At 70.1% G+C, this 18,539-nt stretch carries 16 protein-coding genes and 2 riboswitches; of the genes, 12 read left to right on the top strand and 4 right to left on the bottom strand.

The genetic code is table 11. The features are described from left to right. Nucleotides 1–7: 7 nt before the first annotated feature. Nucleotides 8–2,479 carry a helicase-associated domain-containing protein gene (locus KIH31_RS16435; RefSeq protein WP_214428234.1) on the bottom strand — a complete coding sequence of 824 codons (2,472 nt, stop codon included), beginning with the start codon at nucleotides 2,477–2,479 and terminating at the stop codon, nucleotides 8–10. 209 nt (nucleotides 2,480–2,688) lie between these two features. Between KIH31_RS16435 and KIH31_RS16430 the strand changes: the two genes are divergently transcribed. Both KIH31_RS16430 and KIH31_RS16425 read left to right on the top strand, forming a co-directional pair. Continuing rightward, nucleotides 2,689–3,072 carry a cold-shock protein gene (locus tag KIH31_RS16430; protein WP_214428211.1) on the top strand — a complete coding sequence of 128 codons (384 nt, stop codon included), beginning with the start codon at nucleotides 2,689–2,691 and terminating at the stop codon, nucleotides 3,070–3,072. Next, nucleotides 3,072–3,647, top strand: a complete 576-nt coding sequence (locus KIH31_RS16425; RefSeq protein WP_250546138.1) for a DUF3027 domain-containing protein — start codon at nucleotides 3,072–3,074, stop codon at nucleotides 3,645–3,647. The genes KIH31_RS16430 and KIH31_RS16425 overlap by 1 nt, the downstream gene beginning before the upstream one ends. 103 nt (nucleotides 3,648–3,750) lie before the next feature. Here the strand turns inward: KIH31_RS16425 and serC are convergent, their stop codons facing one another. Further along, nucleotides 3,751–4,881 carry a phosphoserine transaminase gene (gene serC / locus KIH31_RS16420; RefSeq protein ID WP_214428210.1) on the bottom strand — a complete coding sequence of 377 codons (1,131 nt, stop codon included), beginning with the start codon at nucleotides 4,879–4,881 and terminating at the stop codon, nucleotides 3,751–3,753. A 244-nt stretch (nucleotides 4,882–5,125) separates the two neighbouring features. Here serC and KIH31_RS16415 point away from each other — a divergent pair, with 244 nt between their 5' ends. The 10 genes from KIH31_RS16415 (at nucleotide 5,126) to KIH31_RS16370 (ending at nucleotide 17,081) form a co-directional block, all read left to right on the top strand. Beyond that, nucleotides 5,126–5,821: a metal-dependent transcriptional regulator gene (locus KIH31_RS16415; RefSeq protein WP_214428209.1), complete on the top strand. Its 696-nt coding sequence runs from the start codon at nucleotides 5,126–5,128 to the stop codon at nucleotides 5,819–5,821. A gap of 158 nt (nucleotides 5,822–5,979) precedes the next feature. Continuing rightward, a riboswitch (cyclic di-AMP (ydaO/yuaA leader) is annotated at nucleotides 5,980–6,227 on the top strand. A gap of 4 nt (nucleotides 6,228–6,231) precedes the next feature. Beyond that, nucleotides 6,232–7,029, top strand: coding sequence for a M23 family metallopeptidase (locus KIH31_RS16410; RefSeq protein ID WP_214428208.1), 798 nt, complete (start codon nucleotides 6,232–6,234; stop codon nucleotides 7,027–7,029). Between the two features lie 114 nt (nucleotides 7,030–7,143). Then, nucleotides 7,144–7,337, top strand: a riboswitch (cyclic di-AMP (ydaO/yuaA leader). Nucleotides 7,338–7,404: 67 nt separating this feature from the next. Then, nucleotides 7,405–8,091, top strand: a complete 687-nt coding sequence (locus KIH31_RS16405; protein WP_214428232.1) for a C40 family peptidase — start codon at nucleotides 7,405–7,407, stop codon at nucleotides 8,089–8,091. A 103-nt stretch (nucleotides 8,092–8,194) separates the two neighbouring features. Further along, the gene (locus KIH31_RS16400) at nucleotides 8,195–8,995 is read left to right on the top strand and encodes an NlpC/P60 family protein (RefSeq protein WP_214428207.1); all 801 of its coding nucleotides are present in this window, start codon (nucleotides 8,195–8,197) and stop codon (nucleotides 8,993–8,995) included. A 201-nt stretch (nucleotides 8,996–9,196) separates the two neighbouring features. Further along, on the top strand, nucleotides 9,197–9,694 hold the full coding sequence (locus KIH31_RS16395; protein WP_214428206.1) for an HNH endonuclease: 498 nt from the start codon (nucleotides 9,197–9,199) through the stop codon (nucleotides 9,692–9,694). 77 nt (nucleotides 9,695–9,771) lie between these two features. Beyond that, entirely contained in the window at nucleotides 9,772–10,704 is a 933-nt protein-coding gene (locus KIH31_RS16390; protein WP_214428205.1) for an NTP transferase domain-containing protein, read from the top strand. After that, nucleotides 10,704–11,951: a molybdopterin molybdotransferase MoeA gene (locus tag KIH31_RS16385; RefSeq protein ID WP_307857684.1), complete on the top strand. Its 1,248-nt coding sequence runs from the start codon at nucleotides 10,704–10,706 to the stop codon at nucleotides 11,949–11,951. Before KIH31_RS16390 ends, KIH31_RS16385 begins: the two co-directional genes overlap by 1 nt. Before the next feature lie 42 nt (nucleotides 11,952–11,993). Beyond that, nucleotides 11,994–12,842, top strand: coding sequence for a formate dehydrogenase accessory sulfurtransferase FdhD (fdhD, locus tag KIH31_RS16380; protein WP_214428204.1), 849 nt, complete (start codon nucleotides 11,994–11,996; stop codon nucleotides 12,840–12,842). A gap of 45 nt (nucleotides 12,843–12,887) precedes the next feature. Further along, complete coding sequence (locus tag KIH31_RS16375; protein ID WP_214428203.1) at nucleotides 12,888–15,914, top strand: glycoside hydrolase family 38 C-terminal domain-containing protein; 3,027 nt, start codon at nucleotides 12,888–12,890, stop codon at nucleotides 15,912–15,914. A 129-nt stretch (nucleotides 15,915–16,043) separates the two neighbouring features. After that, nucleotides 16,044–17,081, top strand: a complete 1,038-nt coding sequence (locus KIH31_RS16370) for an LLM class flavin-dependent oxidoreductase (RefSeq protein ID WP_214428202.1) — start codon at nucleotides 16,044–16,046, stop codon at nucleotides 17,079–17,081. On the opposite strand, the gene KIH31_RS16365 is transcribed toward KIH31_RS16370, so the two are convergent. Further along, nucleotides 17,078–17,848, bottom strand: a complete 771-nt coding sequence (locus tag KIH31_RS16365) for an amino acid ABC transporter ATP-binding protein (protein ID WP_284676039.1) — start codon at nucleotides 17,846–17,848, stop codon at nucleotides 17,078–17,080. The two genes, KIH31_RS16370 and KIH31_RS16365, sit on opposite strands and share 4 nt — an antisense overlap. Continuing rightward, nucleotides 17,835–18,500 carry an amino acid ABC transporter permease gene (locus KIH31_RS16360; RefSeq protein WP_214428201.1) on the bottom strand — a complete coding sequence of 222 codons (666 nt, stop codon included), beginning with the start codon at nucleotides 18,498–18,500 and terminating at the stop codon, nucleotides 17,835–17,837. Before KIH31_RS16360 ends, KIH31_RS16365 begins: the two co-directional genes overlap by 14 nt. Between the last annotated feature and the right edge of the window lie 39 nt (nucleotides 18,501–18,539).

Below are 18,539 nucleotides of genomic sequence, written 5' to 3'. Positions count from 1 at the left end.
TCTCTTGTCAGTTCCCTGGCTGTTCGTCGATCAGTTCCACGTCCATCACCCGGTGCACGGAGACGACGCGTTCGGTGTCCCTGCGCGGGTCGAACACCCGCACCCTTCCCCCGGCCACTGCTAAGGGAACAAGGACTTCCTGCCGGTGATTCCCCTGGCCGTCCACAATGCGCATCCTGACCTCCTTTTTCTGCCGGATCGCCCGGCGCAGGGTCTCGATGCCCAGTTGGGGGCCGCCCTCGGCCGAGGCGGGGCTGACGGCCGGCCGGCTGCGCAGCACCGCCAGCTGGGCTGCGACGGATTCGTCGTCGGGCACGCGCGGGCCGGCCGCCTGAAGGCTGGGCCGCAGGGCGGCGGCTGCTGCGGGACGGCGCAGCCGAAGCAGCTGCTCCTCGCCGTCCCGCAGGGCGGCGGCTGCTGCGGGACGGCGCAGCCGAAGCAGCTGCTCCTCGCCGTCCTCGAGCGCAGGGGAGTGCCCGAGTTCGCGCAGGACGGCGGCCACCTCCCGCGAGGCCGCCCGGGCAATGAGCACCGTCGGCGCCAGGCGGCGCAGGCCCAGCTGCGCGGAGCGGGGGTGGTGCAGCAGTTCCGCCAGGGCCGCTTCGTCGTCCCCCGCGAGGTAAGAGCCGGCCGCGCCCACATGCAGCCGTCCGTAGCGGCTGGCGGTGTCCTCGACCAGGTACGCCAGAGGCTGCGGAATGGCCGTGGCGGCGTGCCGGCCGAGGAAGTCGAGGATGCTGGCGGCGTCCCGGCCGGCGTCCAGCGCGCGCCTGATGGAGGCGGCCGAGAACCGATAGATCGTAGCCGGGCCCTGGCCTTCCGCGTCGGCCAGCGTCAACAGCTCGTTGCTCAGCTCCGGAGCCAGGTAGCCGGGGGCGACGGCGGTCAGGTCCGCCTGCAGCAGGACACGGTCCACGGCCGCGGGGAGGCTCTCCTCGAGCAGGCTCCGTGCCCGGCTGCCGTCGCCCTCCGCCACGGCCAGCCCCGCCGGCGTGAGCGCCCCGGAACCGGTGAGGCCGAGCAGTTCCGCCTCGGCCAGGATCCCGGGCACCAGCCGCCGGAACCGGCGCAGCAACCGCGGGTTGGACCATTCAGCGCGGGCCAGCACGGCCTCTGCGGTAAGGACCGGCGCCGTCGCCGCGTCGCCGCCGGCCTCCTCGGTGAGCTCCCGCATCAGTCCGAGGGTCTTCAGGCGGATCAGCGGGGCGTCCGGCCGCTGCGCCTCGCCGGCCAGCGGGTTGATCGTGGCGGGCGCCCCGCTGCGCACGGCCGGCAGCGGCTCGCCCACCAGGGACGGCGCGCGGTCGCTGCCAAGCCAGGCTGCCACGACCCAGAGCCACTGTTCCGGCCGGGGCAGGCCCCGCCACTCGTCGTCCTCGGCCACCCAGTGCGAGGTGTCCACATCCAGCCGGAGCAAACCGGCGAGGGCGGCTATTTCGAGCAGCACGGCCGCGGCCTGCGGTTCGATCCGGAGCCCGTCGCTGAGCCGGCGCAGCTCCCGCACGCCGACGCCACCCGCACGCAGGGTGGCCAGCGGGGCGGCACGGACGAGTTGCACAAGGTCCGTCAGCAGCCGCAGCGTCTCGGCGATCGATCCGAGGGCAGCGTTGCGGCGCAGCGACGCGCGGGTGAACGCCAGCTCGGCGCGCGGCGGGGTCAGCCGGAAGTCGGTGACGATCGCGCCGCGCAGGCCCACGCCGACGCCGAAGGGGAGCTCGACGTGCTCGCTGTCCAGCGGCACGAGCAGTCCGCGGGCCAGCAGCCAGTCCACCGGCGACTGCTCAGCGCTGTCGGAGAAGGACACGATGCGCTGGGCGTTGGGCAGCGCTCCCACCGCCCAGCTGCTGAAGCGGCGGAGCAGGTCTACCGTCTTCGGGGGTGCCCCGGCGAGCAAGGGCTCCAAGGCGCCGCCGGACCTCAGCCACTCCTCAAGGGCATCGGCAGCCTCCGCCGGCGAGGAAGCCGCGGCGAGGGGATGGCCCGCAGCCGCCAGCTGCGCCACCAGGGCAACGGAACGTTCCGCGAAGGCAGGCTGCGCCCGCACCAGCTCCGCGTAGCGCCGGCCCAGCCCTGCGGGATACAGCCCGATGACCTCCTTGAGCGTGCTCACCGGGTAATAGGATGCAGGGGCCGAGGTGCCCGCCCGGTAGAGCAGGGCCAGTGCCTGGAGCTTCTTCAGGATCGAATCCAGGGCGGTGAGGCTGCTGCCCGCGATCAGGGGCTTGAGGCTGCGGGAGGAGGCGGAGCGGCCGGCATCCTCGTCCGTGGTCAGATGGACCGCCTCAAGGACCTGCAGGGCGGGTTCGTCGAGGGTCTCCAGGGCCCGCTGCACGCTGACCCGGGCGCAGCTGCGCGCCGCGAGGGCGGCGAAATCCGGGACGGGCGGCTGCAGCAGATCCGGCCGGGCCGTGAAAAGCCCGCGCAACGACTCGTCGCTGCGCGCCGCCAGTTCGGCCGTCAAGGCGCGGATCGAGGACACTCTTCCTACGGTACCGCCTGCCGCGCCGCCGCCGGGGCGGTGGACCCGGGGGCGGCTCACGCTGTCAGCATAAGGGGTGCCGGCACCGCCTGTTTGGGGCAGGGGCACGATAATCTAATGGCAGCAGACCCTTCGCCGTGCGCCCGCCTGCCCTCCTGCAGGGCATCGGCGTGCGCGGCAGAATCCCAACGAGTGACGAGGTAAGTCCAGTGCCCATTGGCAAGGTCAAATGGTATGACAGCGAGAAAGGCTTCGGCTTCCTTGCTACCGAAGACGGGCAGGAAGTGTTCCTGCACGCGTCGGCACTCCCCGCCGGCACCACCGACGTCAAGGTCGGCACCCGGATGGAGTTCGGCGTTGCCGCCGGCCGGAAGGGCGCCCAGGCGCTTTCCGCCCGGATTCTCGACGCCGCTCCGTCCGTGGCCAAGGCGACGCGCAAGCCTGCCGAGGACATGGCACCCATCGTCGAGGACCTGATCAAGCTCCTTGACGGTATGTCGCAGTCCTTCCGCAAGGGCAAGTACCCGGATAAGGACAAGGGCGCCAAGGTGGCCGCCCTGCTGCGCAAGGTCGCGGACGACCTCGACGCGTGATGTCCGACCCCGTGATGTCCGATCCGGACCAGACCATTCCGGCCGCCGACGCAGTCCCGGACGCCGAGGAGCAGATTCCCGGCGCTCCCGCTCCCGTGCGCCGGCAGAAGCCGCCGGCGGGCGTTCCCGTCTGGCGGACCGGCCGGCCGGACGCCGTGCTGGCGGCCGCCGTCGACGCCGCGCGTGCGGGCGTGGAGACCATCGCCGAGCCCGCCCAGGTGGGCACGCATGTGGCAGCGAAAAGTGAAGGCGACCGGCTGGTGACGCACCTGTTCGAGTCGAAGCTGCCGGGCTACGGGGGCTGGCTGTGGTTCGCCACCGTCACCCGGCTGGCCCGCTCCAAGGCCGTGACGGTCAGCGAGGTCGGCCTGCTGCCCTCGGAGAAGTCACTGCTGGCTCCCGAGTGGGTGCCGTGGGCGGAGCGGGTGCGCCCGGAGGACGAGCAGCAGGCCACGGACCAGGACCAGCCGCAGGCCGAGGACCAGGACCAGCCGCAGGACGCGACCTCGGAGGAGGGTGCCGGCGCGGACAACACCGAGGCCGGGGAACCGTCCGGCAGCGGCGAGGACGAATAGCCAGTCCGGCTGGCCGCCTGGGCCTTACCGGAACCTGAACGGGAAATGGTCCGGCACTACCGCACCGCGGTAATGCCGGACCATTTGTTTGCCCCGGTGCCTCTCAGGAGGCCAGTTCGCCAATCACGTAGTCAATGCACTTCGTCAGGGCCGTGATGTCATCGGGCTCGATCGCGACGAAGGTGGCGACTCGCAACTGGTTGCGGCCAAGCTTGCGGTACGGCTCGACGTCGACCACGCCGTTGGCCCGCAGGACCTTCGCGACGTGGGCGGCGTCCACGGCGTCGTCGAAGTCGATCGTGACGATGACGTTGGAACGGTCCGCCGGATCCGCCACGAACGGCGTCGCCAGTTCGGAGGCCTCGGCCCAGCTGTACAGCCGGCCGGCGGACTCGGCGGTGCGCGCCGTCGCCCAGGCCAGGCCGCCGTTGCCGTTCAGCCACTTGATCTGCTCGTTGAGCGTGACCAGTGTGGATAGCGACGGCGTGTTGTAGGTCTGGTTCAGCTTCGAGTTCTCGATGGCCGTCTGCAGATCCAGGAAGTCCGGAATCCAGCGTCCGCCGGCTTTGATCCGCGCTGCCCGCTCGAGCGCCGCGGGGGAGAAGAGGCCCAGCCACAGGCCGCCGTCGGAGGCGAAGTTCTTCTGCGGGGCGAAGTAGTAGACGTCCGCCTGGCTCACGTCGACGTGCAGTCCGCCGGCCGCGGACGTAGCGTCGATGAGCACCAGGGCATCCTCATCGGCCCCGGCCACGCGCTCGACGGGCGCGGCGACGCCGGTTGACGTTTCGTTCTGCGGCCACGCGTACACATCCGTGCCCGCTTCGGCAGCGGCCACCGGCCGGGTGCCCGGCTCGCTCTTGATGATGGTCGAGTCCTGCAGGAACGGAGCCTTGTTGGTGGCAGCGGCAAATTTCGATCCGAACTCGCCGAAGGAGAGGTGCTGTGCCTTCTGCTCCACGAGCCCGAAGGCCGCCACATCCCAAAATGCGGTCGAGCCGCCGACGCCGAGCACCACCTCGTAGCCGTCCGGCGCCGCGAAGAAGGAGCTCAGGCCCTCGCGGACCTCTCCGACCAGGTTCTTCACCGGCGCCTGCCGGTGCGAGGTGCCCAGCAGGGTCAGGCCCGCGGCTGCCAGCGCGTCGATCTGCTCCTTGCGCACCTTGGAGGGCCCGGCGCCGAACCGGCCGTCACGGGGCAGCAGGTCGGCAGGGATGGTGATTTCTTGATCGCTCACGTCAGGCTCCAAATGTCATAGTTGCTACAGGCGTACGCTGGGGCTTGCTTTTATTCTGCCCGACGCCGTCCGGCGCCCCCAACCCGGCAGCGCGGATCCCAGGGAATGAGATGCCGGCGGTTCGCCGCCAGCAGCTGCGGCCGATTATCTGCACTCTGTACAAACAAGCTAGTCTTGAGGCCCGTGCAGAACGTCGCCGCCGGCCCGGGCGGAGAAGACAGCCCCGTGCTCAAGGAGAAGATTCGTGACCGATCTCATCGATACGACTGAGATGTACCTGCGCACCATCCTTGAGCTCGAAGAAGAGAAGATCGTGGCGCTGCGGGCGCGGATCGCCGAACGGCTGCGCCACTCCGGGCCGACCGTATCGCAGACCATCGGCAGGATGGAGCGGGACGGCCTCGTGGTGGTTTCGGGTGACCGGCACCTGGAGCTCACTCCGTACGGGCGCACCCGGGCCACCGAGGTGATGCGCAAGCACCGGCTGGCCGAACGGCTGCTGGCGGATGTGATCGGCCTGGAGTGGGCCTACGTCCACGATGAAGCGTGCCGATGGGAGCACGTGATGAGCGAGCGGGTCGAGCGCAGGCTGTTCGAACTGCTCGGCAGGCCGAATGTCTCGCCCTACGGCAATCCGATCCCGGGACTGGAAGCTCTTGGCGGGGAGTCGTCCGACGCGTTCACCGAGGGCGTGATGAACCTCCCGGCTGCGATGGCGCAGTACACGGAGGCTTCGGAGGTGGTGATTTGCCGCCTTGCCGAGCCGATCCAGGTGGAGCCGGAGCTGCTTGCCCAGCTGGACGAGGGCGGCCTGCGGCCCGGCGCGCGAATCCTGCTGGCCCAGGCCGGGGACTACATCTCGGTGCGGGTGCCGAACATCGACGGGGCGCTCGAGCTGCCGCCTGAGGTCGCCGCGCACGTGTTCGTTTCGGTGGGGTAAGAGCCCGAACCTCCCGCCGGCTGAAGCGGGCGGCTGAAGCGGGCCGCTGGCGGCGCAACGTCAGACATCCGATTCGCTGTCCACAGGGAACATCACGGATTCATATCACCCTGGGCGATCATTTATAGTGTTGTGCGGACGCTGATACCAAAGCGTTACCCGTTCCGATGCCGAGCCCTGCCAGCGGAACTGCGAAACAATCCCACCTGGCAGGGGCGGGGGACCCACCATCCGGCGGCTGCGCAAGCCGTCTTGGGGTGAAGCCCGGCAGTCTCGTCTGAAGTACCTCCGTGGAAGGCCCTGGGGCCGTCTGCGGGCCGGTGCGGCGGGCAACTCCCGGGCCGAGTCAGCATCTCTCCGACTCGAATCCGACAGCTAACTCCGCAGGCAGCCACAGAGAGGGAAAGCTGTTGTCCACGCACAAACTGCATGGGCGCCGCCGGGCTGCCGCACCGGCAGCCGTCGCCGCGCCCGTTCCGCAAGCGCGTCCCCGCGACGCCGTCCGCGCTGAGCGCCGCGGGCGCGGCCCCGTCCGTCAGGCCGCCGGCCTCGCCGGGGTAACCGGCGCCGGCCAGAAGGCCGGCATGGCCCTTGCGGCCACCGGGCTCGTGCTCGCCGTCGCCATCCCGACCACCGGCGCGGCGGTCGCGGAGGAGCCGGCGAAACCCGCCAAGGCGCCGTTGGCGCTGGTCAGCACGCCATTGTCCGCCAAAGTGGAATTCAGCCGCACCGGCTTCTCCACCACAGCGGACCCGGACGGCCGGCTCAAGCAGATCATGTCCACCGCGTCCGGGTCCGTGACTCCGGCCTCCGCCAAGGGCTCCCTTGCGGCTCCGCTGGCGCACATGACCGAGACATCGCCCTTCGGCCAGCGCATCAGTCCGATTACCGGCGAGCTCGGCGAGTTCCACCGTGGCGAAGACTTCGCCGCCGGTTGCGGCACCGATGTCCATGCGGCGGCTTCCGGCAAGGTCACTTTCGCCGGGTGGCACCCCTACGGCGGCGGCAACCGTGTGGTGATCGACCACGGCAACGGGCTCGAGACCACGTACAACCATCTCTCGTCGTTCAGCGTCCACGTGGGCCAGGAAGTCAGCCGCGGCGAACTCATCGCCCTCAGCGGCACGACCGGCGCCTCCACGGGCTGCCACCTCCATTTCGAAGTGATGGTCAACGGCGACGTCGTCGACCCGGCTGGCTGGCTCTAGGGGTGCAGGTCACATCCGAAAACGCCGGTCGTGATCGGAATGTGACATTGGGCCCTATCTCATGTACCGTCGTTTGTGCGCCAACTTTGTTCAAGTTGGCGTCCTCGAGTGGATTGCCTAGCTCTGCCACCGCTCGAGGTCCGTTCGCAACATTCGCATGGCAGGGGCGGGGGAACCAATTAGTTGGGCTTCGCAAGAAGTCCTAGGGGTTAAGTCGCAAGAAGTCCACGGATTCCGTGGAGGACGAGCGGCCGGGTGACTCCCATCCGAATCCGACAGCTCACCTCGCAGGCATTGGGAGAGGCTACAACTGTGTCTTCACACACGCTTGCCCGCCACCGCGCGGATGCGGTTCGCACGAACCCGCTCAATGTCATTTCCAAGGCCGTGTCGTCGAATGCCGGATCTGTCGGACGCCAGGCAGCCGTGCTCGCCGCAGCATCCGGCCTGATCGTCACGATGGGTCTTCCGGCCCAGGCTGCCGACACCCAGACCCCCAGCAAGGCCATCGAGGCCTCCGCCGACATGACCCCGGTCGCCGTCAGCACCCCGCAGGGCACGAACGTCAAGTTCGAGCGCCCCGCGGTGACCTCCACACCGGCTCCTGCCGTTGCCGCTCCGGCCGCGCAGGCTCCCGCGGCCGCCGCACCCGCGGCCGGTGTCACGGTCCAGGCCGAGACGATCACCGCGGCAGCCACTCCGGCTGCAGCCAAGACCGACAAGGTCTCCGGCGGCAACGCTGCCGTGGCCGCCGCGGCCTACGCCGGCATCGGCCACCCGTACGTGTGGGGCGGCACCAGCACCTCCGGCTGGGACTGCTCGGGCTTCGTCCAGTGGGCCTACGCCCAGGCCGGCATCAGCATCCCGCGCACCAACCAGTGGGTCGGCATGACGCAGACGTCCGCCCCCGCTCCTGGCGACCTCGTCGTCCAGAACGGTGGCGTGCACGTGGGCATCTACGTCGGCAACGGCATGATGATCAGCGCCCTCAACCCGTCACAGGGAACTTTGCTTCTTCCGGTCTCCGCGACCGGAAGCTCGGTGTTCTACACCCTTCGCTAGGCACCCCCAGCGGGCCGGCGGCTCGCGCAACAAAAACCGCCGAGCCCCCCGAAAGAAACCAAAGGGCCGAAATCCGGCTTGAGGAATTTGAAAGAGAGCAACCATGACTCAGCGTGCACCTATTGCACGACACCGCGCCGAGGTCACCAAGACCAACTCGCTTGCTGTCATCGCCAAGGCTGTCGGGTCGAACGCTGGTGGGATGGGCCGTCAGGCCGCCGTTATCGCCGCTGCTTCGGGCCTGGTCCTGACCTCCGGCATCGCGGCCAACGCGGCCGAGGCACCGGCCCAGCGCGACTCCTCCACCAACACGTCCACCCTTGAGGTCCAGAAGGCCGGATCGGTCGACGTCAGCACCGACTCGCACGTCGCGATCTCCTTCGAGCGTCCCGCCGTGAAGTCGGAGGCCGCCCCGGTCGTCGCCAAGCCGGTCGCCCAGCCCGTCGTGACGGTGCAGGACTCCAAGCCGGCCGCGCCGATCGCCGCACCGGCCGCCCCGGTGCAGGCCGCCGTCGCCACGCCGGTCGCGAACGTCACCGTGCAGTCTGCCCCGGCCGCTCCGGCTGTCGCCTCCGGTGCCGGCGCCAAGATCGTCGCTGCCGCTTACGCGCAGCTCGGCGTCCACCAGGACTGCACCGCCCTCGTCAGCAACTCGCTGGCCGCCGCGGGCATCTTCTTCCACGGCTGGCCGGCCGGCTACAAGTCGCTGGGCCACGCCGAGAGCGCAGCCGAGGCACAGCCCGGCGACGTGATCTACTACGACAACGCCGGCGCGGGCATGCCCCACGTTGCCATCTACATCGGCAACGGCCAGGCCATCCACGGCGGGTTCGACGGCGGCAACACCGTTGTCTTCAGCGCCTACCTCGGCTCCGGCCCGCAGTTCATCGCCATCGGTCACTGACCACCGGCAACGCGAAGGGCCCCCACCTTTCCCGGTGGGGGTCCTTCGCTTTAACCGCCCATCGGGCGGATACGACACGTACCACCCGGGGACCGGGATTCGCTGAAAAGCAAATCCGGCGTTTATCCTTCTCTTGTCGATCCAATGATCGGACCCGTTACAGCCTGTAACAGGACCGCGGTCAGGTGAAGAGGTACGTGCATGCGCACTCTCGTTCTGAATGCTGGATATGAACCGCTTGCGGTAGTGACCTTCCGCAGGGCGCTGGTGCTTGTGCTTACGGGCAAAGCGACGGTGGTCGCCGAGGGCGGGGAGCCTGTGGTCGGCCCCAACGACATCCTTGGCCGCCCGACGGTCATTCTGCTGCACCGCTACATCCGCCTGCCGTACAGCCAGGCGACGCCGGTGAGCCGCCGCGGAGTCCTCCGGCGGGACGGGCACAAATGCGCCTACTGCGGCAAGTCCGCCGAAACCGTTGACCATGTGCAGCCCAAGTCCCGCGGCGGGGCGGACAGCTGGGAGAACCTGGTGGCCTGCTGCCTGCGCTGCAACAACGTCAAGGGGGACCACACTCCGGCCGAGATGGGCTGGAAGCTGAGGATCGCGCCGTTGCCGCCGCGCGGCACGACCTGGCAGATCAAGGAGCTGGAGAAGCCCTTCCCGGACTGGGACCAGTACCTGGCCGGTTCGGCCGCCTGAGGCCGGCCCGCCCTGTTTGACGCCGCCCTGTTGCACGCCGCCCTGTTGCATCCGCCCCAACCATCGACGGGTTTCCCATGGATTACACCGCCATCATCCTCGCCGGCGGCCGCTCCTCGCGGCTTGGTGGTGTCCCCAAAGCCTCGCTGGCGGCGGCATCGGGCAGGACGCTGCTTGAGCACGCGCTCGACGCTGCCGCAGGAGCCTCGGCCCGGGTCGTGGTGGGCCCCCCGCCTGGGCGCCCGTTGCCGGACGGGGTACTGCTGGCACGGGAAGAGCCCGCGTTTGCGGGCCCGGCCGCAGCGCTGGCTGCGGGGCTCGCCGCAGTGCCGGCGGCGGAATTCACGCTCGTGCTCGCCTGCGACATGCCCCGCTCGGCGTCCGGCGTGGCGGCCCTCCTGGAGGCGGCGGCCGGTTCCGCGGGCGACGGAGTGATCCTGGCGGATGACGGCGGGAGGGTTCAGCCGCTGGCTGCGCTCTACCGCACGGACCCGCTTCGGCGGCAGGTTGCGCAGGCGGCGGCGCGCGGCCGGCTCGAAAACGGCTCGGTGTTCGCCCTCGTTGCTAGTCTTGAACTGGTGACGGTGCCGGCGCCCGCCGGATCCACCGACGACGTCGACACCTGGGCGGATGCGCAGGCCCTGGGCGTGGCTCCGCTGCCGGCGGAGCCGGGCACCGCGGCGAATGACCTGACGAAAGGACGCCTCATGAAGAGCCAGGAAGAGACGCTTGAGGAATGGTGCCGCGCTGTGCTGAAGACCCTCGAACTGGAGGACGTCGACGTTGACATCAACGCCGTCCTGAAGCTGGCCGGCGTGGCAGCCCATGCGGTGGTGCGGCCGGCCGCGCCGCTGACCACATTCCTCGCCGGCCTCGCTGCGGGGATGGCCGCCGGCAGCGGCCAGGCCGATGAGCACACCGCGATGCGCTCGGCAATTGCCGTCTGCCAGCAGCTCGCCCGCGATTACAGCGACGGCGAGGCCGCCCCGGCCGGACCCGGACCCCGGTAGTGTCCGGCCACCAGCTGGCGCACACCTGGGACGAAGCCCGCACGGTTTCCTTCGACAGTGCCCAGCCGGTCGCGGTCCAGCGCGTTCCGCTCGAGAAAGCCTCCGGCCGCACCCTCGCCGAGGACGTCGCGGCGGCCCAGGACCTGCCCCACTATGCCTCCTCCGCCATGGACGGCTGGGCGGTGGCGGGCAGCGCGCCCTGGATCCTGGCCGAGCCGGGGGAACGGCTCACTGCGCACCAGGCCAGCCCTGTCGTCACCGGAGGGGTGCTGCCGCCGGGCACGAAGGCCGTGCTGCGCAAGGAAAGCGGGCGGATCACCGAGGACGAAGACGGCTACCCGGTGCTGGTGCACAGCGAGAATGCCAAGCCCGGGGAGCCGCGCAACGGCCAGCACATCCGCCCGGCCGCGGAGGAAGCAGCGGCCGGCGATGTGCTGATCGCGGCGGGCACCACTCTCAACCCCGCGCATGTCGCCCTGGCGGCGCTGGCTGGCCGCGATGAGCTTACTGTGGTGGGCAGGCCGCAGGTCCGGCTGGTCTTCACCGGCGGTGAGGTGGTCACCTCCGGTCTCCCCGCCCCCGGGCAGGTGCGTGACACCTTCGGGCCGCAGCTGGGCACAGTGGTGGGCCTGCTCGGCGGTGAGGTCGCCGGCGCCGACCGGGTGGGGGACAGCTTGGCGGACTGGATGGAGGCCCTCGAGGCGCCCGGGCATGAGAGCGCCGACGTCGTCATCACCACCGGCGGAACAGGGCTCTCCGACGCGGACCACCTGCGCGAGGCGATCGACAAGCTTGGCGGCCGCCTGCTGGTGGATGGTGTCGCAATGCGCCCGGGGCACCCGGTGGTGCTCGCCGAACTTCCCGGCAGCCGTTTCCATATTGGGCTGCCCGGCAACCCGCTCGCCGCGATGATGGCCATCCTCACGATCGGCGGCCCGCTGCTGGCCAAACTCGCCTCGCGCCCGGCCCCCGCCACGGCCGAGGTGCCGTGCGGGGCCGTGCTCGAGGCGGATCCGGGCCGCACGCGGCTGGTCCCGTACCGGCTGGTCTACGGACTGGCTTCCCCGGCAAAGCACGCCGGCCCGGGCATGCTCCGGGGCCTCGCCGGAGCGGACGGGGTGATGGTGGTGCCCCCGCACGGGGTGCAGCTGGGCGAGCCCGTGCCGGCCATGGAACTGCCCTGGAAACCGGGCGCGTTCAAACCTCCGCCGCCCGTCCCGCGGACCGCGGGGCGCAGCCGGCGCTAGCTGGCCTTCACACAAGGACTACGACCTCGAAGGGGGCACACGATGGCAAGGATGACCCAGCGGCGGAAGGTGCACCGGTTCGGCTACGGCGACGACGGGACCTTGATTGAGCGTCTGCGGGAGGACGTACTGGCCGCGGAGGAGCCGCTGGAGATCCGGCTTGGGCACAAGCCCTTCACCGTCACCATGCGCACTCCGGGCGACGATTTCGACCTGGTGGCCGGCTTCCTTGTCTCCGAGGGAGTCCTCTGGCGCGACGACCAGCTGGTGTCCATGCGCTTCTGTGCGGGCGAGGACGAGGACGGCAGGCAGACCTACAACGTGGTCGAGGCGGCCCTCGGCGCCGGCGCCGTGCTGCCGGACACCTCGATGGAACGGCACGTCTACACCAGCAGCTCCTGCGGTATCTGCGGCACGGCCTCGATCGACGCCGTGCGCAAGTCCTCCCGGTTCGACGTCGCGGAGGACGCTGTGCAGCTTCCGCTGCGGCTTCTGCTGCAGCTGCCGGAGAAGCTGCGCGAAGCCCAGGCGGTCTTCGACCGCACCGGCGGCGTGCACGCGGCCGCGCTCTTCCGGGTGGCGGGCGACGACGTCGAACTGCTGTGCGTGCGCGAGGACGTCGGCCGGCACAACGCTGTGGACAAGGTGGTCGGCTGGGCGCTGCGCAACAAGATGCTGCCGCTGGAAGGGACAGTGCTGCAGGTCTCCGGCCGGGCGTCGTTCGAACTCGTCCAGAAGGCGGCGATGGCAGGCATCCCCGTGCTCTCCGCCGTCAGCGCGCCGTCCTCCCTCGCCGTCGAGCTGGCGCAGACCGCCGGGCTCACTTTGGCAGGGTTCAGCCGCGGCACTAGCCTGAATGTCTACAGCCACCCGCACCGCGTGCTTCGCTGACGGCCCCTGAGCCCGGCGGCAGCGCCGAACGTCAGGAGCCCGACAGTGCACGATGACCGCTTGCTCACCGAGGCGCGCCTGACCAGGTTCGTCCAGGACACCCTGCTCCCGGCCCGCTACGCGCGCACGGTCCCGCTCGCCGCCGAAGCATGGGATGCGCCCGGGGAGCCGGTCAGCTTCACGGAAGCGGCGGGGCAGACCTACGCCCCGGTGGCCGAGGGCGACCCGTGGGGCGCGGCCTGGGCCACCCGCTGGCTCCGGCTGACCGGGACTGTCCCCGAGGGCTGGGGCGAGGCCGAGGCGCGCTCGGTTGAACTGCTGGTGGATCTGGGATTCACGGGGGAGTGGCCCGGCTTCCAGTGCGAGGGCCTCGCCTACAGCGGCACCGGCCGGATCCTCAAGGCGGTCTCCCCGCGCAACCGGCACGTGCCGCTGAAGCTGCTCGGCGCGGAACGGGACGTGCTGTTCTACGTGGAGGCCGCCGCGAACCCGGACATCGCGCAGGACTTCAGCTTCGCGCCCACGCCCCTGGGCGAGCGCTCGACAGCCGGACCGGCCCCGCTGTACCGGCTCGGGCCCATCGTGATTGCCGAGCTGGACGAGCACGTCCAGGGCTTGATCCAGGACGTGGTCGCGCTCAGCGGCCTGATGCAGGAGCTGCCGGAGGACCAGCCGCGGCGCTACAACATCCTCGCCGCCCTCGAGCGCATGATGGACCGGGTGGACCCCGACGACGTCGCGGCCCACGCCGCGGCCGGGCGGCAGGAGCTCGCGGAGGTCCTTGCGCGGCCGGCCAATGCCTCCGCGCACCGGATTGTGGCCACCGGCCATGCGCACATCGACTCGGCCTGGCTCTGGCCGGTGCGCGAGACCATCCGCAAGTGCGCCCGGACCTTCGCCAACGTGCTGCAGCTGATGGAGGAGCGCCCCGACTTCGTGTTCGCCTGCTCCTCGGCGCAGCAGCTGCTGTGGATGAAGGAGCACTATCCGGAGCTCTTCGGCCGGATCAAGGAGCGGGCCGGACAGGGCCGGTTCGTCCCGGTCGGCGGGATGTGGGTCGAATCGGACACCAACATGCCCGGCGGGGAGGCGATGGCCCGGCAGTTCGTCGAGGGCAAAACCTTCTTCCAGGAGGAGTTCGGGGTGGATTGCCGGGAAGCGTGGCTGCCAGATTCCTTCGGCTATTCGGCTGCCCTGCCGCAGATCGCCCGCTCGGCAGGCATCGGCTGGTTCCTGACGCAGAAGCTGTCCTGGAACCAGGTCAACCGGCTGCCCTCGCACACCTTCCTCTGGGAGGGCATCGACGGCTCACGCCTCTTCACGCACTTCCCGCCGGCGGACACGTACAACGCGGAGATGACGGGGGCGGAGCTGGCCAAGGCGGAGCGCAGCTACCGCGACCACGGCCGGGGCAACGTGTCCCTGCTGCCCTTCGGCTACGGCGACGGCGGCGGGGGTCCCACCCGCGAGATGATCGCCGCCGCCGAGCGGACCGCGGACCTCGAAGGGTCCCCGAAGGTGCGCCTGGGCAGCCCGCGCAGCTTCTTCGAAGAAGCCGAAGCCGAATATGCGGCCCCCGCGGTCTGGGTGGGCGAACTCTACCTGGAGCTGCACCGGGGCACCTACACCAGCCAGGCCCGCACCAAGCAGGGCAACCGGCGCAGTGAGCACCTGCTCCGTGAGGCCGAGCTGTGGGCGGCGACAGCTGCGGTGCGCACCGGCGCCTCCTATCCGGCCGAGGCGCTGCAGCGGCTGTGGCGGCTGGTGCTGCTGCAGCAGTTCCACGACATCCTCCCCGGCAGCGCCATCGCCTGGGTGCACCGGGACGCCGAACGCAACTATGCCGCCATCGGCCGCGAACTGGAGGAGCTGATCGGCTCAGCCCAGTCGGTGCTCGCCGGCGAGGGCACGGCCGACCTCGTGTTCAACGCCGCCCCGCACGAGAGGGCCGGGGTGCCGGCCCTCGGCGCGGCGCCGGCCTCGGCCGCGGAGGCTCCCGTCGAGGTCAGCGAACATGACGGCGGCTACATCCTGGACAACGGCATCCTCCGGGTCCGGATCACGGCCGACGGGCTGATCGATTCGCTCATCGACTACGCGAGCGGCCGCGACGCGATTGCGCCCGGCGAGTTCGGGAACGTGCTCGAACTGTTCCGCGACACCCCCATTGCCTGGGACGCCTGGGACATCGACGAGTTCTACCGCCGCAACGTCACGGTGCTGGGCGAAGCGCGCTCGGTCACGCTCGAACGCGGCGGGTGGGACGCCGTCGTCGTGGTCGAACGGCTCGCCGGCGGCTCCCCGGTGACACAGCGCCTCGAACTGGCTGCCGGTGCCGACGCACTGACCATTCACACCAGCGTGGACTGGCAGGAGAAGCGCAAGCTGCTCAAACTCGGCTTCGCGCTGGATGTGCACGCTGACAGGTCCGCCTCCGAAACCCAGTTCGGGCACGTCTTCCGCCCCACGCACGTGAACACCTCCTGGGAGTGGGCCAAGTTCGAAATCTGCGCACACCGCTGGATTCACGTGGGCGAGCCGGGCTACGGCGTCGCCATCGCCAATGACTCAACCTACGGCCACGACGTGACCCGCGCCGTCCGCCCCGGACGCGGCACGACGACGAAGGTGCGGCTGTCGTTGCTGCGCTCGCCCACGTTCCCGGATCCGGCCGCGGACCGCGGCGTGCACGAGTTCACCGTGTCCGTCCGGCCCGGCAGCGGGATCGCCGGCGCGGTCGAGGAAGGGTACCGGACCAACGTGGCCCCCCGGCGGCGGCGCGGGTCCGGGCCGGTGGAACCGCTGGTGTCCGTCTTCAACCCGGCGCTTGTGGTGGAAGCGGTGAAGCTGGCGGCGGACGGCAGCGGCGACGTCGTCGTGCGCCTGTACGAGTCCCTCGGGGAGCGCTCGACCGGCATCGTGAAGGCGAATTTCGACGCCGTGGAGGTGGCGGCGGTCGACCTGCTGGAACGTGAGCCGGACCCCGCGGTGGACCTGGTGCCCGGCACGGACTCCGCAGAGCTCACGCTCCGGCCGTTCCAGCTGGTCACCCTGCGCTTCCGCCGGGTCTGAACCTTCCGGTTCCCCTCCGAACGGCCAGTTGTGGCGGCCTCCCGCCGGAAAAGCCCGCCGCAACTGGCCGTTCGGGAGGAACGCGGCGCCGCAGGGAATATGCATACGCATCTACAGGTTGGGCCGGGTATGGAACTAGGCATCTTCAGCTTCGGCGACATTCACCGCAATCCGGTGACGGGGGAGCAGGTCTCTCCCGCGCAGAACACCGCGGACCTGCTGGAGCGCGCCCGGCTCGCGGACGAGGTCGGGCTGGCGTACTTCGGCGTGGGCGAGCACCACCGGCCGGACTACTCGGTCAGCTCGCCGTCGACGATCCTCGCGGCCGCGGCGGCGCAGACGACGAACATCCATGTCGGCAGCGCCGTGACAGTGCTCAGCACCGAGGACCCGGTGCGCGTGTTCCAGCAGTTCGCCACGATCGACCTCATCTCGCAGGGCCGGGCGGAACTGACGGCCGGCCGCGGCTCGTTCATCGAGTCCTACCCGCTGTTCGGAGCCCGGCTGGAGGACTATGACGCCTTGTACGAGGAGAAGATCGGGCTGCTCCTGCAGCTGAACCGGCAGGAGCGCATCACCTGGCAGGGCAACTTCCGGCCCTCGCTGATGGACGCGCAGGTGCTGCCGCGGCCGTTCGGCAAGGAACTGGACATCTGGATCGCGACCGGCGGAACGCCGCAGTCCACGGTGCGCGCGGCGCGGCTGGGGCGGAACGTGATGTACGCCGTGCTCGGCGGAGCGGTGGACGGCTTCGCCCGGCATGCCGCGCTCTACCGGCAAAGCGCCGCCGAGGCCGGCCATGACCCGGCCGCGCTCCGGGTGGGGGTGAGCACGCCCGGGCTGGTGTTGCGGCGGAACGCCAAGGACACCTACCAGCCGTACTGGATGGATTCGATGACGCGCATCGCGGAGGAGCGCGGATTCCACAAACCGGGCAAGGTCAGCTACGACGCGCAGGTGGCCCCCGCCGGCGGACTGTTTGTGGGCAACGCGGAGCAGGTCGCGGAAAAAGTGGTTCGGATGCACGCGGCGCTCGGCCACGACCGGCAGATCTTCCAGCTGGACTTCTCGTCCGTCCCGCAGCAGCTGGTGCTCGAGGCGATCGAACTGCTCGGCACGGAGGTCCTCCCGCTGGTGCAGCAGGAGCTGGGGCAGCAGCCGGCCTAGAACGGGTTCAGCAGCCGGTGCACGAACTGGCGGGTGCGTTCCTCCGCGGGGTCCCGCAGCACCGTGTCCGGGTGCCCGCGTTCGACGACGACGCCGCCGTCCATGAAGATCACCTCGTCCGCCACCTGGCGCGCGAAGGCGAGCTCGTGCGTGACGATCACCATCGTCCAGGCCTCGTCCGCCAGCTCCTTGATGACCGTCAGCACGTCCCCGACCAGTTCCGGGTCGAGGGCCGAGGTTGGCTCGTCGAACAGCAGCAGCTGCGGCTTCAGCGCCAGCGCCCGGACGATCCCCACGCGCTGCTGCTGGCCGCCCGAGAGCTCGAACGGGTAGCTGCCGCTGCGTCCCTCGAGGCCGACGCGGGCGAGCAGCTGCTCGGCTTCGGCAATGACCTCCGCGCGCGGCCGCTTCTGCACCTGGACCGGCCCTTCGATGACGTTCTGCAGCACGGTCATGTGCGGGAACAGGTTGTAGTGCTGGAACACCATGGCGCTGCGGTCCCGCAGGGCGGCGAGTTCCTTCCGGGACACCTTCGCGCCGAAGTCCACGCTCAACCCGCCGCCCACCGCGACCGTTCCGCCGTCGGGGGTCTCCAGACCGTTCAGGCAGCGCAGCACCGTGGTCTTGCCGGAGCCGGACGGGCCGATCAGAGCGAGCACCGAACCGCGGCGCACGGTCAGATCGATGTCCTTGAGCACCTCGTGGCCCCCGAAGGCCTTGCGCAGGCCGCGGACTTCCAGCAGGGCGGCGTCCTCAGTGGGCGACATAGCGGTCAAGCCTCTTTTCCAGTGCTGACTGGCCGGCGGAGAGGATGGTGCAGAACACCCAGTAGACCACCGCGGCCTCGACGTAGAGGACCATGAACTCCTGGCTGAACGCGGCCACCTGCTGCGCCTGGCGGAACAGTTCGGTCACCAGGATCAGCGACGCCAGCGAGGTGTCCTTGACCAGGCTGATGAAGGTGTTGGACAGCGGCGGGACGGACACCCGGGCCGCCTGCGGCAGCACGATCCGCCGCAGCGTCTGGCTCCCGGACATCCCGATGGTGTGCGCAGCCTCCCATTGGCCCTTGGGCACCGAGAGGATGGCGGCCCGGATGATCTCCGCCGCGTAGCCGCCCACGTTGAGCGAGAAGGCGATGATCGCGCTCGGCCACGGATCCAGCTGGATGCCCACGGAGGGAAGGCCGAAGAAGATCACGAACAGCTGAACCAGCAGCGGGGTGCCTCTGATCACGGAGACATAGAACCGGCCGACGGCGGAGAGCACCCGGTTGCGGTTCAGTCGCATCAGGGCCACCGCCAGTGCGATCACCAAACCGATCACGAAGGAGGCCAGCGCCAGCGGCACCGTTCCGGTGAGCCCGCCCTGCACGATGGGCCAGAGCGAGGACCACACCAGGTCCCACTTGTTGTCCATGTTCCTCGAGCCTATCCGTTGGGGTTCGGGTCCGCTGCG

It is taken from the genome of Paenarthrobacter sp. DKR-5 (assembly GCF_018531425.1).
GTDB lineage: Bacteria > Actinomycetota > Actinomycetes > Actinomycetales > Micrococcaceae > DKR-5.
Note: the sequence above shows the minus strand (reverse complement) of the source record. Positions and strands in the feature narration are given on the sequence as shown.

What these genes read in the sequence shown, in the direction of transcription:
- fdhD (WP_214428204.1), top strand. Translation starts at nt 11,994, where the DNA reads ATGGCAAGGATGACCCAGCGGCGGAAGGTGCACCGGTTCGGCTACGGC.
- KIH31_RS16395 (WP_214428206.1), top strand. Translation starts at nt 9,197, where the DNA reads ATGCGCACTCTCGTTCTGAATGCTGGATATGAACCGCTTGCGGTAGTG.
- KIH31_RS16365 (WP_284676039.1), bottom strand. Translation starts at nt 17,848, where the DNA reads ATGTCGCCCACTGAGGACGCCGCCCTGCTGGAAGTCCGCGGCCTGCGC.
- KIH31_RS16400 (WP_214428207.1), top strand. Translation starts at nt 8,195, where the DNA reads ATGACTCAGCGTGCACCTATTGCACGACACCGCGCCGAGGTCACCAAG.
- KIH31_RS16390 (WP_214428205.1), top strand. Translation starts at nt 9,772, where the DNA reads ATGGATTACACCGCCATCATCCTCGCCGGCGGCCGCTCCTCGCGGCTT.
- KIH31_RS16370 (WP_214428202.1), top strand. Translation starts at nt 16,044, where the DNA reads ATGGAACTAGGCATCTTCAGCTTCGGCGACATTCACCGCAATCCGGTG.
- KIH31_RS16360 (WP_214428201.1), bottom strand. Translation starts at nt 18,500, where the DNA reads ATGGACAACAAGTGGGACCTGGTGTGGTCCTCGCTCTGGCCCATCGTG.
- KIH31_RS16425 (WP_250546138.1), top strand. Translation starts at nt 3,072, where the DNA reads ATGTCCGACCCCGTGATGTCCGATCCGGACCAGACCATTCCGGCCGCC.